The organism is Providencia sp. JUb39 (assembly GCF_012272845.1).
Classification (GTDB): domain Bacteria; phylum Pseudomonadota; class Gammaproteobacteria; order Enterobacterales; family Enterobacteriaceae; genus Providencia; species Providencia lanzhouensis.
Genome location: NZ_JAAWXD020000001.1, coordinates 1317316 through 1332794 on the forward strand (window position 1 = coordinate 1317316; position 15479 = coordinate 1332794).

Genomic DNA, 15479 nt, shown 5'->3' on the forward strand with positions numbered 1-15479 from the left:
GTATTTAGATTGTATTAATCGTGACTTGTCTTAATCACACATTGCATTAACTAAGATTAGTCATCCACATAATCGTAGCCATCACCTACTGGTGCTGGTGGTGTAATCAAAACTTTATTCACGCGATGGCTATTCACCTCAAGGGGCTGGAAAATACAGCCATTGATTTCGACTTGCTCGCCCACTTCAGGAACGCGTTGTAAATGTTCCATTAAAAGGCCGGCAATAGTTTCATACTCACGCTTATCATCCAGTTCCATTGGAATATACATAATTAAATCTTCCAGTGGCATAAAGCCATTGGCAATCCATGTACCATCGTCCAATTTTTGAATGTCATGGCGGGAGTCATTTTCTTCATCGCCAACTGGTAAATTACCAGCGATAGTTTCCATCACGTCGGTTAATGTCACGATACCTTCGACTGAGCCGAATTCATCGACTACAAATGCAAAGTGGGTATGTGCTTTACGGAACTGTTCTAACGCTTTTAACAGTGATAAACCTTCAGGGAAAATAAGCGGCTGAGTAACCAGCGCACGTAAATTCAGTTGTTCACCACTAAGTTGCTGCTTGACGAGATCTAAGACATACACCACACCAATTGGGTCATCGCCGATACTTTCATCGACAACAACAAAACGTGAGTGTGGATTTTTTTCCATCAGTTCAATCAGTTCTGCAGACGATTTGTTAATATCCAAATAATCGACGTCATGGCGAGACGTCATAATACTTTCGACGTTACGTTGCGCCATGCCCAATACACGAGCAATCATTAAGCGCTCCTGTGGGTCAAAAACAGATTGGTTATCGGAGATTAAATCAGAGGTTCTTGCGTCTAATTCACCACGTTCAGTTTTGCCACTTAAAATACGTAAGACAGCTTCTGCGGTGCGTTCACGCAGAGGACGGCTACCTTTTAAGAATTTACGGCGGTTAAATTGTGCAAATTGGTTGAGCATCTCTATCATGATAGAGAAACCAATTGCCGCATACAGATAACCTTTTGGAATGGCGTAACCAAAACCTTCAGCCACAAGGCTGAAACCAATCATCAATAAGAAGCTTAAACACAAAATGACGATGGTTGGGTGAGCATTAACGAAGCTGGTCAGTGGTTTACTTGCCCAGATCATTAACATCATGGCGATAGTCACCGCTGCAACCATAACGCCGATATGGTCAACCATACCGACCGCAGTGATCACGGAGTCCAATGAGAACACCGCATCCAATACGATAATTTGCGCGACAACCGCCCAGAAATTGGAGGTTTTACGTTGGTTATTGGTATGTTCGTCCTTTCCTTCTAACCGCTCGTTTAGCTCCATGGTGGCTTTAAACAAGAGGAATATCCCCCCGATAAGCATTATCAGGTCTCTGGCGCTAAATGGATGCTCAAATAGAGTTAGAATAGGTTGGGTCAGCGTGATCAACCATGAAAGGCTGAATAACAGAATGATACGCATTACTAGGGCACACGTTAACCCTGTGATACGAGCTCTATCACGCAGTTTAGCTGGGAGTTTATCGGCCAGAATGGCGATAAAAACGAGGTTATCAATACCAAGAACGATTTCAAGAACGATTAGGGTAGCTAAACCCGCCCAAATCGAAGGATCTGCGATCCATTCCATACAGTTTGTTTTACCTTCTGATATGACGGCTTATACCGACTGGTGAATAATGAGGTTTGTTGACTTAAATATCAATAAAAATTCATTCAAGTAGCGTGATATTTGGCAAAAAATGATTCGATTAGTTTATCGATTGCATCAATAACTACCATGGAGCAGCATCCTGAGTTAACATGTGATCCCGTTAACAGAATGTCAGCACAATCGAGGCTGACTTGGTCCTAATCAGACAGGAGTTTTTCATGTCAAAGCAGCAGATTGGTGTTGTCGGAATGGCGGTCATGGGTCGCAACTTAGCCCTGAACATCGAAAGTCGCGGTTATTCAGTATCTATTTTTAACCGTTCAAAAGATAAAACTGATGAAGTCATTGCCGAAAATCCAGGGAAAAAATTAGTTCCCAACTACACGATTGAAGAGTTTGTCGACTCTCTGGAAAAACCACGCCGCATCCTGTTGATGGTTAAAGCGGGTGAAGCAACGGACAAAACTATTGCTGCATTAACGCCACATTTAGACAAGGGCGACATTTTAATCGATGGTGGTAACACGCTGTACAAAGACACAATCCGTCGTAATCGCGAACTGTCAGAACAAGGATTCAACTTCATCGGTACAGGTGTTTCTGGTGGTGAAGAAGGCGCACTGAAAGGTCCTTCCATCATGCCTGGTGGACAAAAAGAAGCTTACGAATTAGTTGCCCCAATCTTAAAAGAGATTGCAGCGAAAGCGGAAGGCGAACCGTGTGTGACTTACATTGGTCCAGACGGAGCCGGTCATTATGTGAAAATGGTTCACAACGGTATCGAATACGGTGACATGCAATTAATCGCTGAAGCTTACTCTTTATTAAAAGGTTCTCTGAACCTGAGCAATGAAGAGTTGGCGGAAACATTCTCCGAGTGGAATCAAGGCGAACTGAGCAGCTACTTGATTGAAATTACAGCGGATATCTTCAAGAAAAAAGATGAAGAAGGTAAATATCTGGTTGATGTAATTTTAGATGAAGCGGCTAACAAAGGTACCGGTAAATGGACTAGCCAAAGCGCTTTAGATCTTGGCATCCCACTGACGTTGATCACTGAATCTGTTTTTGCGCGTTATATCTCTTTCCTGAAAGACCAACGTGTTGCCGCATCTAAAGTGTTAACCGGTCCAGTACTGAAAACGGTTGAAGGCGATAAAAAAGTCTTTATCGAGAAAGTACGCCGTGCACTTTACTTAGGTAAAATCGTTTCTTACGCTCAAGGCTTCCAGCAATTGAAAGCAGCGTCAGATGAGTACAACTGGGATCTGAACTACGGCGAAATCGCGAAAATCTTCCGTGCTGGCTGTATCATCCGTGCGCAGTTCCTGCAAAAAATCACTGATGCATACAATGACAATGCACAGATCGCAAACTTACTGTTAGCACCTTACTTCAAGCAAATCGCAGATGAGTACCAACAAGCTCTGCGTGATGTTGTCTGCTACGGTGTTCAAAACGGTATCCCAACACCAACATTCTCAGCGGCTATCTCTTACTACGATAGCTACCGCTCAGCGGTACTGCCTGCGAACTTAATTCAAGCGCAGCGTGACTACTTTGGTGCTCATACTTATAAACGTACTGATAAAGAAGGCGTTTTCCACACTGAGTGGATGGAATAAGAATAAACCGCAAGGTTATCTTCCGTAAGTGAAAAAAGGTGCTCAATCGAGCGCCTTTTTTATTTTTAACTTTTTATACACTTTCAGACTTCGAGTATTTCTTTCCTCACGCTTTTCCCGTTGAATACCCAGACAAAAATAGATTAAAAAAACAAAATAGGTATTTCACAGCATGAAATCCAAAACGATAAGTTTAATGGTAGTTGGTATCACTCTTCTCGTCTCGATAGCGCTTATATCAGGAATGATATTATCGATGAATGACGAGCCGTATCATGAAGTCGACAGTAAGGGCGAAAAAGTCGGTTACAGTATTTACGTTATTTATAATGATAAAGTGTATGCGAGTGTGCCGAGCAATGGCTTTTATCTGATGAAGGATGCCGATCCTGCGAGTTTTAAATTATTACCGGAAGGCACTTATTATGAGCCCCAGTTTGCGATAGATAAAAACCATGCTTATTGTGGAAACTTGGCAATCCCTGCATTTAATCCGAACAGTGCAAAATCGCTGGGAAATAACTATTTTACCGATGGAAATCAGACCGTATATTGTTCAATGGGCTCAGTAAGGAATTATGAGCTTTCAACAATGGATGAATTATTTCAGTCTTGGTTATATGGCTGGGATTTAGGGGATAAACCGCAAACCTATATTTACCCGATGAAACCACTTCCTGCATCATCGACACCATATCAATCATTATTGTCACGTTATTTGGCAACAGATGGACAGCGCGTTTTTTATCAAGGGGAATATATGCCAGATGCGGATCCTACGACCCTACAAGATATTGGCTCCCTTCAGGATGATGGCTCCGTGAGAGATAGCCTTCATTTTTATCGTGATAATCTGAACGTCTATTATGACCAATATAAATTGCCAATAAAGAGCCATTCTGGTTTATACAGCTTGATATTGGATGGCTTATTTCAAGAAGGTTATTTGATTGACCCGCAATCTGGCAATGTGGCGATGAATGATATTTTATTTCCTGAGGAACATGCGCCTTACCTACTAATAAGTCGTAATAGCCAGCATGTGAATCAAGCATTATTTTTATCGAAAGATGGCGTATTTTTCTACCATAGAGAAAAAGAAATTATTGTTCGAGCAGGGGCGAATCCATTTATTGATGGCGAATTAAAGGAAATAGCTTCCTTAGTATTCACTTATAATAACCAAACGTATTATCTACAGGATTCTGAGATTTGGGGAACCAATAAAAATCCAGGGCTAATTTCACGGAGTACAAAAATTTATCGTTTCAATGAGACGAATAGCGCACCTTGGGAAAAGGTGGGGGATTTAGATCATCGCAGATTTGGTCAGGTATGGAAAAAAGGGGATGAATATTATTATTTTGATAATTTAGGCTCCACCCAATTAATTCGATATACCATTTATCGAATCGATAACCAGCGTACCGTGAACCGTTTGTTGAATGAACCGTTATTACCAAAAGATATTCGCGTTTTGATTGATAATGATGATTTGCAGCCGATAAGAGGCACTGAAGTGGTTCATGCAATTACCAAGTATCGATAAGATTCGATATCTATGCAGAAATTCTGATATTATCGATAGCCATTTTCAAAATCGCTATCGATAACTTACCTGTTCAGAATCGGTCATATGCATAAATTTCTCGCTTTATTATTACTTTTAGTCCTATTAGGGCCTCTTGGGATAGATCTGTATTTACCGACTATTCCAGCTATCGCTAAAGATTTAGGGAGCAGCGAGTCTATAATCCAATCCACAATTGGATTATTTATTTTAGTCTTAGGGATAGGGCAGCTAATTTCAGGACCTTTAGTCGATAGATTTGGTCGCAAGCCTATCGCTATCATTGGGTTAGCGATTTATCTGGCTGGCTCCATTGTTGCCGCATTCTCAACGACGGCAGGGCTATTTATTGCTTCCCGATTGTTGCAAGGGGTGGCTGTATGCTGCACCTCCGTGGTGGCATTTAGCTGTGTCCGCGACCGTATGAATGGCACTGAAGCCGCACGAGCATTTGGTTTTTTAAACGGAACACTCAATATTGTGCCTGCCTTGGCCCCCTTATTAGGGGGACTGCTGGCGGAAGCTTGGGGATGGCGAGCGCCATTTTGGTTCTTGGCGATTTACGCTGTGGCAATTTTCTTGCTGATTCTATTTTTCCTACCAGAAACACGCCCAGCCAGTTTACAGCAGGTTAAAAAGCTTCAATTTAAGAGCTATTTTCGAATTTTAGCTAGCGAGCATTTTTTTATTTTTGCGTTAGTTAATGCTGGTGCAATGGGCATGGCACTGACGTATGTCTCTCTAGCCCCTAGCGTATTAATGGGGGATGCTAAGCTATCGCCTCTCGCATTTTCGATTGTCTTTGGTGTTAATGGTTTCTGGATCATGCTGGCGAGTTATATCGCGAATTACTGCATTCGAAAAATGGGGCGTCCAGCGTGTTTATCAATCGGTAGCGTCATGATGGCTCTCGGTTGCATCGGTTTATTATTCGGTTTAATAGTGCTTTCACCTGAAATTCAAACCCATTGGTTAGTGTATATGCTGCCAGTAGCCTGCGCCTGTACAGGGCTTGCCTTTATGATGGGCACCGCGACAAGCTATGCGTTAGAGCCATTTGGCAATGAAGCCGGAGCGGCTTCGGCATTAGTCGGGTTTGTGCAAATGGCGGGTGGCGCTGTATTAGGGTTATGTGCAATTGCGTTACCCATCGCGCCAAAATTATCCCTTGCGCTGGTGATGCTAGCGGGATGTATTTTCGGATTAGTTGCAAGAAAAACCAGTATAAAACGCGCCGCCGTAATAGAAAAAATAGAGTAACCGATATGATGAATAATCCACTGTTAAAGCAGCCGAGGATCGGTTAGTGGTGATGTAGTGTGAACGCAATTACATCACCATAGAATGCGTTCTATGGTAATTAAATACTGATTTGAAGGTTATTTACCATGAAAAATAAACATTGGTCGAAAACGCAGTTATTACATGAAGTTGTTCAAAACCCCAATATCCATATTAAAGGATGCCATAGTTATTATAGTGATTGTTGGGATGACGGTTTTGAACAGTCTGTCGTGCGTTATTTACAAGGCGATGAACAGAGCCGAGATTGGCAATTAGCTTGGGATGTAGACCAACTCTATATTGGCGATTATGTGTGTATTGGGGCTGAAGCTGTTATTTTGATGGGGGGAAATCATACCCATCGATTAGATTGGTTCTGCTTGTATCCTTTTCTTGAACATATTGAAGAAGCCTATATTGGTAAAGGCGATACCATTATTAGCGATGGCGTTTGGATTGGAATGCGGGCATTTATCATGCCGGGCGTTCACATAGGCGAAGGTGCGGTGATTGCGGCGAACAGCGTTGTGGTTAAAGATGTAGCGCCTTACACCATTGTAGGAGGTAACCCTGCAAAGCCCATTAATACACGCTTTTCCCCTGATCTAATAGAGCAATTATTAGCGCTGAAAATTTATGAGTGGCATGAAGATAAATTCGAGACATTGAAAGCGTTTATTTGCAGCTCAGATTTTGTGGCATTAAAAGAGGCTAGCGAGCAGTATGACCAATCTCATTAATCGAGCATAGTGCTTAAAATCGCCTTTTCAATTTGAAGGGTTATCGAGAGATAGCCCTTTTTAGGATTAATTACCCATCATTTTGTGACTATCTCAGTTTTTTTATTATCATAATACGAGTACGTTAATTAAGCAGTCAGGTGTTAGGTTTGCTCATGCAGTATCAAATTCATGCAGTTTTAATTTGAGTCAACGCCTATGAAAAAATTAACTTGTCATATTTTTCATTTACTGGCTTCTTATCGTTCTATTTTGTTGGTTTCCATTATTAGTAGCTATTTTTCTTCTTTTCTTTATGCATCCTCGGAAAAAGCGGTCGCATATCCCGCACCGATTAATATCAGTCAGATTGAAATTAAATATAATGATCAACTGGATTATCCTGAGATAATTGGCAACATTACGAATGTTTCAAATGTTGTTTTATATCAGACCTATATTCGATTTGAGCTACTGAAAGATGGCGTGTTTATTGGGGAAACAAACTATAGAGTGACTAGCTCAATTAAGCCAAAACAAACGGTAAATTTCATTGCCACCATTCCAGATTATGATGTTGTACCCAATGAGCAGATTCTTGTTGAAACTATCGCTGCCTATTATTTGGATAAACCGCGTTGAGTGTCATTCAGGAGCCAGTTGATGTTGGTGGCTCCTTATCAATTATTGTGATGGGTTATTCATCATTTGTACGAATAAACTCGACTAAAGTGGGTGAGGCGATACGCTGGTAATCTTGGGTATTGAGAATAATTGAGCGCTCTAGGCTTCCCGCATTAAACGCAAGTTCATCAAAGCGGGTAAACAGGTAGGGGTCAGCGATAAGCTTCAGTGATGGATGAAAGCTAAATGGCGGGATAGCGCCGAAGACACAGTGGGTGAGTTCATCGACTTCCTTCGGGCTAGCTAATGAGGCACGAGTACCGCCAATGGCTTTGGCAATTTTACCTAAATCTGCTTGTTGATCAGCAGGTAAGATGGCTAAAACATGCTGGCGAATACCATTTCCTTTCACATGACAGACTAACCCTTTAGCACCTTGACCTAGCTGCGTTCCGCGAATTTTTGCCACTTCTTCAGATTTTCCCGCCGTTGGGTGTTCCATCACGCGATACTTAGCATTTTTGCTATTCAGTAATTGGGTTAATTGTGTAAAAACGTCATTGTCAGACACAACGAGCTCCTTCTAAAGTCCACATCAAATGAGGGGAATGATAACAAGTTCAGAGAGAGAAACAATGACGAGAGAAGAAAGTAAGGGCAGCTATCATAAAATAGTTGCCCTTAAGCAAGTTACTGATGGCGTTCTTTCAAACGTTTGATAATAGCGGTCAAATCAAGGTCTTGATCTTGCAGTAAAACCATTAAGTGATACATCAAATCGGCGGCTTCGTTGGTTAATTCTTCGCGGTCATTAACCGTGGCAGCGAGTGCGGTTTCAACGCCTTCTTCACCCACTTTTTGTGCAATACGCTTGGTGCCGCTAGCATACAGGCGGGCTGTATATGAACTTTCTGGCGAGGCATTTTTGCGCTCTTTCAGTAAGGTTTCTAATTCATATAAAAAGCCCCATTCGCTTTGAGCCGGCGCAAAGCAGCTGGTGGTGCCGTTATGGCAGGTTGGACCATCAGGCAGAGCCATGGCAAGTAGCGTATCGTTATCGCAGTCAGCAACAATATCTACCAAATTCAGGAAGTTATTGGAGGTTTCCCCTTTGGTCCACAAACGTTGTTTGGTGCGAGAGAAAAAGGTGACTTTACGACACTCTAAGGTCACTTTCAGCGCTTCTTGATTCATATAACCCAGCATCAGAACATCGCCAGAAATAGCGTGCTGAACGATGACGGGCATCAGGTTATCGACTTTTTGCCATGCAAGCTGATTACATTGTTCTGTGGTTAACATACTCTTATTTGAACTCCATTTTCTGCTAGGTACTGCTTTAAGTCACCGATGTTAATAATCTGCTTGTGGAACACCGAAGCGGCTAAAGCGCCATCGACGCCAGCGTCAGTAAAGGCGTCTAGGAAGTGGATTTTTTCCCCTGCACCGCCGGAGGCGATCAGTGGAACTTGGCACACTTCACGAACTTTTTTCAGTTGTACCAGATCGTAACCTTGACGTACACCGTCTTGGTTCATCATATTGAGAACAATTTCTCCAGCGCCACGCTCCTGAACTTCTTTCACCCAATCAAGGGTTTTCCAGCGAGTTTGGGTTGTGCGTTTTTCATCGCCAGTGAATTGATAAACCAAGTATTCATTGGTCTGCGCATCAAACCAGGTGTCGATACCGACCACAATACACTGAACGCCAAAGCGCTCAGCCAGACGGCTAATCAGTGTAGGGTCGGACAGCGCAGGGGAGTTGATAGAAATTTTATCCGCACCAAAAGAGAGGATTTGCGCGGCGTCTTCGACACTTTTGATCCCACCGGCCACGCAGAATGGAATATCAATCACTTCGGCCACTTTGGCGACCCAGCTTTTATCGACAACACGCCCGTCAGACGAGGCAGTAATATCATAGAAAACTAACTCGTCAGCACCTTCTTGGGCATAGCGTTGAGCCAGTGGGACGATATCACCGATGATTTCATGGTTGCGAAATTGCACCCCTTTAACCACTTGTCCGTCACGGACATCCAAACAAGGAATTATGCGTTTTGCCAGCATTGGATTGCCTCCGTTACGGTAAATTTACCTTCTAATAATGCACGACCCACAATCACGCCTGCTGCGCCAGAAGCTGGCAGTGCGGCGATATCGTTTAAATTACCAATTCCACCAGAGGCTTGTACCTCGATATCAGGGAATTTTTGGCTGATTTCGCGGTATAAATCCACATTGGAACCCGCCAGCGTGCCATCTTTTGAAATATCGGTGCATAGCACATGTTTTAAGCCATAAGGGCGGTACATTTCAATGGCTTGCTCAAGGGATAAGTTTGAGTTTTCTTGCCAACCACTAATGGCAATCTCTTTGATGCCTTGAGCATTAATACGCACATCCAGCGCCAGTACGATAGCGTCGCCACCATAACGTTGGAACCACGTTTTGACTAACTCTGGTTGGGTCACTGCCGTCGAGCCAATCACCACGCGAGTCGCACCAGCATCTAACAGCGCTTTGACATCTTCTTCAGTACGAATTCCGCCCCCAACTTGTACCGGAACGGTCACACCTGCCAATAGTTTTTTCAGCAGAGGAATTTGGCGTTTCTGTGGATCTTTAGCGCCCGTTAAATCCACTAAGTGCAGCAGTTTTGCCCCTTGCTTTTCATAATCTTGTAAGCGAGGGAGTGGGTCTGTGCCATAGTCCGTTTGTTTGGCGTAATCCCCTTGATGTAAACGCACTACGGTGCCATCAATTAAGTCTAATGCTGGAATAATCATGGTTTTTACATCTCCAAGAAGTTTTGGATCAAGCGAGCACCCGCAGCACCCGAACGTTCTGGGTGGAACTGCACGCCATAGAAATTATCTTTATTCACGGCACTACTAAACAGGTTGCCATATTGTGTTTGCGCGATGGTGTTGGCGGAAATTGGCATTGAATAGCTGTGTACGAAATAAAAATAGGCATCATCGCTAATCCCCTTAAACAGAGGATTGCCCGCGAGTGCTTTCACTTGATTCCAGCCACTGTGAGGGACAGGTAAGCCGTTTGCATCCATTTTGCGAACGGGGCTGTCGATCAATCCTAACAGTGGAATTTCTGTTTGACCTTCTTCACTGATACTGCCGAGTAATTGCATTCCAAGGCAGATACCCAAAACGGGTTGGGTTAGCGCTTTAATTAACGGAATAAGTTCACGCTCTGCTAGTTTTTCCATGGCGGCGCTGGCGGTGCCAACACCCGGTAGAAAGACTCTGTCTGCTTGTAAAATAGTGTTTGTGTCGCGGCTCACTGTCGGCTCATAACCTAGGCGCTTAACGGCATAGGCGACGGACGCTAAGTTTGCACAGCCGGTATCGAGGATCACAACCTTCATTACAGAACTCCTTTCGAACTTGGCAAGGTATCCCCTTCAACGCGAATCGCTTGGCGTAAGGTACGACCAAAAACTTTAAACAGGCTTTCCGCTTTGTGGTGATCGTTTTTCCCTTTCGTTTTCAGGTGTAGCGTGCAGCCCATCGCATAGGATAACGAACTGAAGAAGTGCTCAATCATCTCGGTACTCAGGTCACCAACGCGCTGATATTTAAACTCTGCTTTGTATTCCAGGTGCGGACGCCCAGAAATATCCAGCGCACAGCGTGCTTGGCATTCGTCCATCGGTAATACGAAACCAAAACGGGCAATGCCACGTTTGTCTCCGAGTGCGACGCGTAGTGCTTCGCCTAACGCCAAGCCGGTATCTTCGACGGTGTGGTGGTCGTCAATAAACAGATCACCATTAACTTCAATGCGCAAGCGGAAGCCGCCGTGGGTGGCGATTTGATCCAACATGTGGTCAAAGAAGCCAACGCCAGTGTTGATTTTGCTACCGCCTTCTTGGTCAAGCCACACTTCCACTTGGATGTTGGTCTCTTTGGTTACGCGCTCGACTAAGGCGTAGCGGTTACGCTTAGTGAGTTGGTTGGTGATGGTATTCCAATTCAGCTCTTTGGCACTATAACGTAGCCCTTTAATCCCCATATTTTGGGCAAGCTGAATATCTGTCTCGCGGTCGCCGATGACATAGCTGTTTTCGATATCGAGAACACCGTCTTTGAGGTAGCTTTCTACCAGCTTAGTTTTTGGTTTGCGACAGTCGCAATTGTCTGCAGGCATGTGTGGGCAAATCAGCACATCATCAAAACGGATACCTTGAGATTCAAATACCTGCATCATTAAATTGTGTGGTGGATTGAAATCTTCCGTGGGGAAGCTCTTGGTGCCTAAACCGTCTTGGTTGGTGATCATTACTAAGCGATAATTGGCTTTTTGCAGTGCTAATAGGCTTGGAATGACATCATTTTCAAAGGCGAGCTTACTGAGGCTATCCACTTGATAATCTGTCGGTGGTTCAGTAATTAATGTTCCATCACGGTCGATAAAAAGAATTTTCTGGCTCATGATTATTTCCTAATTAGCAAAGTGCTTTAATCGCTTCAATAACACGGACGTTTTCAATTTCGGTACCAATGGTGATACGCAGGCAGTTGACCAGCCCCGGTTGCTTGCTTTGGTCGCGTAAAATAATGCCTTGATCCCACAGGGTTTTAAACACTTTAGCGCCATCGGTAAAACGTACCAGAATATAGTTGGTTTCACTTGGATAGACGGTTTCAACGACAGACAATTCACGCAAAGCCTCTGAAAGCGCAATGCGATTCTCGCGAATTTCTAACACGCGTTTTTTCATGATGGCGATGCCATCAGCATTCAGGGCTTTTTCCGCTATCAGTGCCACGGGGGTAGAGAGTGGATAAGGGGCGATGACTTTCAGTAAAACTTCAATCACTTCAGGGGATGCTAAGGTAAATCCGCAGCGTAGACCTGCCAGTGCAAAAGCCTTTGATAAGGTTCTTAAAATCACTAAGTTCGGATATTTGGCAAGCCAGCTTGAGACGCTGAACTCAGGGCAAAACTCAATGTAAGCTTCATCGACGACCACCAGAGCACGGTCAGCCGCCATTTCTAATACTTCCAGCAGCGCTTTATTATCGATGATATTGCCCGTCGGATTATTTGGGCTACAGATATAAATCAGCTTGGTATTCGATAAGTTTTCGCGGATAGCGGCGACATTCAGTGACCAATCTGGCAATGCCAGAATTTTTTTCTGTTCTACACCAAAGGTTTCCGCGCTGACGCTGTACATACCGTATGTTGGTGGGCAGAACATCACCGCATCTTTACCAGGTTCGCAAAATGCACGGATCAACAGTTCGATAGATTCATCCGCGCCACGGCACACTAATACTTGCTCAGGAGATAACCCTGCATAGGCCGCATAATTGTTAATCACACCAGCAGGTTGTGCCTCTGGGTAACGATTAAGATTACGTTCAATAAACTGATAATCTGGCGCCGTTGGGTATTCGTTGGCGTTGAGCCATACATCCCCATTACCCCCAAGACGACGGGCGGACATATACGGGGTCATTACTTTTACATTTTCGCGTGCAAGGCTGGCTGCGTTAAACGTTTGGCTCATGGTTCACTCCTGATTTTGTTTTTTTAGTTCGGTGACTCGTAAGGTAACGGCGTTTTTGTGGGCAGTCAGCTGCTCGGCTTGTGCCAAAGTTTCTATGGTGTTGGCTAATCCTAGTAACCCTTGAGCCGACAGTTTTTGGACTGTCATTCGCTTCATAAAATCGGCTAAACCAAGGCTTGAATAGGTTGATGTGTAACCATAAGTTGGTAAGACGTGGTTGGTGCCGGAAGCGTAATCCCCTGCGGATTCTGGCGACCAATCTCCCACAAATACCGATCCTGCACTGGTGATAGACTCAACCAAATCATCGGCATTGCGAGTTTGCAAAATCAAGTGTTCAGGTCCGTAGCGGTTACTGATTTCAACACATTGGTTGATAGAGTCCGCGATGATCACTCGGCTTGCGCTGAGGGCTTCACGGGCAATAGATGCACGAGATAACGCCGTCAGTTGTTTTTCGGTCTCTTCAATAACGCGCTGTGCAAAATCCGCGTCGTCGGTGAGCAAAATGACTTGAGAATCTGGCCCGTGTTCTGCTTGGGAGAGTAAATCCGATGCCGTAAATGCAGGGTTGGCTTGGCTATCGGCAATCACTAATACTTCGGATGGCCCCGCTGGCATATCAATAGCCGCACCTTGGTAGCTTTGGCTAACTTGGCGTTTGGCTTCTGTCACATAGGCATTGCCCGGTCCAAAAATTTTATCGACGCTCGGAATGCTTTGGGTACCAAATGCCATCGCAGCAATAGCTTGGGCGCCACCAACTTGGAAAATGTCAGTAATGCCACATAGTTTGGCTGCATATAAAATTTCGTCTGCAATCGGTGGAGGTGAGCAGAGAATGATGTTGCGGCATCCGGCGATATTTGCAGGCGTTCCCAGCATCATGACAGTGGAGAGCAACGGTGCGGAGCCGCCTGGAATATACAGCCCGACAGAATCAATCGGGCGGGTCACTTGTTGGCACACCACGCCTGCTTGAGTTTCAACGGTGATCGGTACAGGTTTTTGGGCTTCATGGAAGCGGCGAATATTGCCAATCGCCGTGTTCATTGCCGCTTTAATGTTATCGCCAAGGCGAGCTTGGGCTTCATCAACGGCTTCTTGTGAAACACGAACAGAGGTAATGTCTGTTTTATCAAAACGTTGGCTCAGGGCGATGAGGGCAGCATCTCCCTCTGTACGCACTTGGTCAATAATTTGACTGACTGCGGCGCTAATGTTGCCAGAGGCGGCAATAGCAGGGCGCATCAGTAAAGCTTCTTGCTGCTCTTCAAGGCAGTCTGACCAGCGAATTGGTTGATTGAATCCCAGTTCCATGGCGAATTACTCCATCATTTTTTCAATTGGTAAAACAAGAATTGAACTTGCGCCCAAGGATTTCAGTTTTTCCATGGTTTCCCAGAATAGGGTTTCTGAGCTGACCATGTGCATTGCAACACGGCTTTGATCACCTGCTAATGGCAAAATAGTTGGTCGCTCAGCACCTGGTAACAGTGCGATGATCTCTTCGAGTTTTTCACCCGGAGCATGCAACATAATGTATTTTGATTCGCGTGCTTGGATAACCCCTTGAATACGCGCCATCATGCGGTCAATTAACTGTTGCTTATCGGCCGACATTTCACCGTCACGCTGGATTAAGCACGCTTTTGAGCGGTAGATGACTTCCACTTCTTTTAAGCCGTTTGCTTCAAGGGTAGCGCCTGTAGAAACGAGGTCACAAATGGCATCCGCTAAGCCAGCGCGAGGGGCAACTTCGACTGAACCGTTCAGTAAGCAAGATTTGAATGTCACGCCTTTTTCATCGAAATAGCGTTTCAGTAGGTACGGGTAAGATGTCGCAACACGAGATCCATTCAAGCATTCTGCCCCGGTATAATTGAAGTCTAATGGCGCGGCTAAAGAGAGGCGGCAGCCACCAAAATCAAGGCGACGTAGAGTGGTAAATTGCGGATTTTCACCGCGAGCTTGACGGCTTAATACTTCTTCCTCCAGTACGTTTTCGCCAATGATACCGAGGTCAACCACACCGTCCATTACCAACCCTGGGATATCGTCATCACGTACACGAAGTAAATCAATAGGCATATTTTCTGCATAAGCAATCAGTCTCTGCTGTTGTAAATTGATTTTAATGCCGCAGCGAGCCAGTAGCTCTCTTGACTCTTCGCTTAGACGTCCTGATTTCTGTATTGCGATACGTAAACGTGATTTGTCCAACATAATTTTGCTCCACATCCCAAAAATATCTTTTTGATTAATAATAAAAAAACCCTCGGAAGATAATCTTCCGAGGGTTTTCTCAATTCGCATTTCAGCCACCGGAAGAGTCGTTGATCGTCTTCCAGCACACATCGCCCGAAAGACTAATCAGGATGATGGTGATGATGATGGTTGCGTGAAATACGAGTCATAATAGCTTCCGTTTAGTTATTTGGATAATTGCTTA

15 protein-coding genes and 1 other annotated feature are annotated in these 15479 nt (G+C 44.4%); of the genes, 5 read left to right on the forward strand and 10 right to left on the reverse strand.

All coding sequences use genetic code 11. The annotated features are described in order from the left end of the window. Positions 1-56 precede the first annotated feature (56 nt). Positions 57-1640 (reverse strand): TerC family protein, encoded by a 1584-nt coding sequence (locus tag HFU86_RS05895; protein WP_036949673.1) that lies wholly within the window; start codon positions 1638-1640, stop codon positions 57-59. 242 nt (positions 1641-1882) lie between these two features. Here HFU86_RS05895 and gndA point away from each other — a divergent pair, with 242 nt between their 5' ends. From gndA to HFU86_RS05920, 5 genes are all read left to right on the forward strand, one after another. Further along, a complete protein-coding gene (gndA, locus tag HFU86_RS05900) occupies positions 1883-3289 on the forward strand; it encodes an NADP-dependent phosphogluconate dehydrogenase (protein ID WP_108478980.1) in 1407 nt (468 codons plus the stop codon). A gap of 256 nt (positions 3290-3545) precedes the next feature. Then, the gene (locus tag HFU86_RS05905; RefSeq protein WP_243698941.1) at positions 3546-4838 is read left to right on the forward strand and encodes a DKNYY domain-containing protein; all 1293 of its coding nucleotides are present in this window, start codon (positions 3546-3548) and stop codon (positions 4836-4838) included. A gap of 87 nt (positions 4839-4925) precedes the next feature. After that, a complete protein-coding gene (locus HFU86_RS05910) occupies positions 4926-6119 on the forward strand; it encodes a multidrug effflux MFS transporter (RefSeq protein ID WP_132494394.1) in 1194 nt (397 codons plus the stop codon). 128 nt (positions 6120-6247) lie between these two features. Next, entirely contained in the window at positions 6248-6883 is a 636-nt protein-coding gene (locus HFU86_RS05915) for a CatB-related O-acetyltransferase (protein WP_132494397.1), read from the forward strand. 198 nt (positions 6884-7081) lie between these two features. Next, on the forward strand, positions 7082-7504 hold the full coding sequence (locus HFU86_RS05920) for an FxLYD domain-containing protein (RefSeq protein WP_187128895.1): 423 nt from the start codon (positions 7082-7084) through the stop codon (positions 7502-7504). Between the two features lie 55 nt (positions 7505-7559). On the opposite strand, the gene HFU86_RS05925 is transcribed toward HFU86_RS05920, so the two are convergent. The 9 genes from HFU86_RS05925 to hisG form a co-directional block, all read right to left on the reverse strand. Then, on the reverse strand, positions 7560-7988 hold the full coding sequence (locus HFU86_RS05925; protein WP_230089182.1) for a YbaK/prolyl-tRNA synthetase associated domain-containing protein: 429 nt from the start codon (positions 7986-7988) through the stop codon (positions 7560-7562). 188 nt (positions 7989-8176) lie between these two features. Further along, positions 8177-8788, reverse strand: a complete 612-nt coding sequence (gene hisIE / locus HFU86_RS05930; protein ID WP_132494404.1) for a bifunctional phosphoribosyl-AMP cyclohydrolase/phosphoribosyl-ATP diphosphatase HisIE — start codon at positions 8786-8788, stop codon at positions 8177-8179. Continuing rightward, positions 8782-9558 (reverse strand): imidazole glycerol phosphate synthase subunit HisF, encoded by a 777-nt coding sequence (hisF, locus tag HFU86_RS05935; protein WP_036951926.1) that lies wholly within the window; start codon positions 9556-9558, stop codon positions 8782-8784. The genes hisIE and hisF overlap by 7 nt, the downstream gene beginning before the upstream one ends. After that, positions 9540-10277 carry a 1-(5-phosphoribosyl)-5-[(5-phosphoribosylamino)methylideneamino]imidazole-4-carboxamide isomerase gene (hisA, locus tag HFU86_RS05940; RefSeq protein ID WP_036951923.1) on the reverse strand — a complete coding sequence of 246 codons (738 nt, stop codon included), beginning with the start codon at positions 10275-10277 and terminating at the stop codon, positions 9540-9542. Before hisA ends, hisF begins: the two co-directional genes overlap by 19 nt. Before the next feature lie 5 nt (positions 10278-10282). After that, complete coding sequence (gene hisH / locus HFU86_RS05945; RefSeq protein ID WP_187128897.1) at positions 10283-10876, reverse strand: imidazole glycerol phosphate synthase subunit HisH; 594 nt, start codon at positions 10874-10876, stop codon at positions 10283-10285. After that, positions 10876-11943 (reverse strand): bifunctional histidinol-phosphatase/imidazoleglycerol-phosphate dehydratase HisB, encoded by a 1068-nt coding sequence (gene hisB / locus HFU86_RS05950; protein ID WP_132494408.1) that lies wholly within the window; start codon positions 11941-11943, stop codon positions 10876-10878. Before hisB ends, hisH begins: the two co-directional genes overlap by 1 nt. Positions 11944-11956: 13 nt before the next feature. Next, complete coding sequence (hisC, locus tag HFU86_RS05955; protein ID WP_132494410.1) at positions 11957-13027, reverse strand: histidinol-phosphate transaminase; 1071 nt, start codon at positions 13025-13027, stop codon at positions 11957-11959. Positions 13028-13030: 3 nt separating this feature from the next. Beyond that, positions 13031-14347 carry a histidinol dehydrogenase gene (hisD, locus tag HFU86_RS05960; protein ID WP_187128898.1) on the reverse strand — a complete coding sequence of 439 codons (1317 nt, stop codon included), beginning with the start codon at positions 14345-14347 and terminating at the stop codon, positions 13031-13033. A 6-nt stretch (positions 14348-14353) separates the two neighbouring features. After that, the gene (gene hisG / locus HFU86_RS05965; protein WP_187128899.1) at positions 14354-15253 is read right to left on the reverse strand and encodes an ATP phosphoribosyltransferase; all 900 of its coding nucleotides are present in this window, start codon (positions 15251-15253) and stop codon (positions 14354-14356) included. A 40-nt stretch (positions 15254-15293) separates the two neighbouring features. After that, positions 15294-15421, reverse strand: a sequence feature (His leader region). Positions 15422-15479 lie beyond the last annotated feature (58 nt).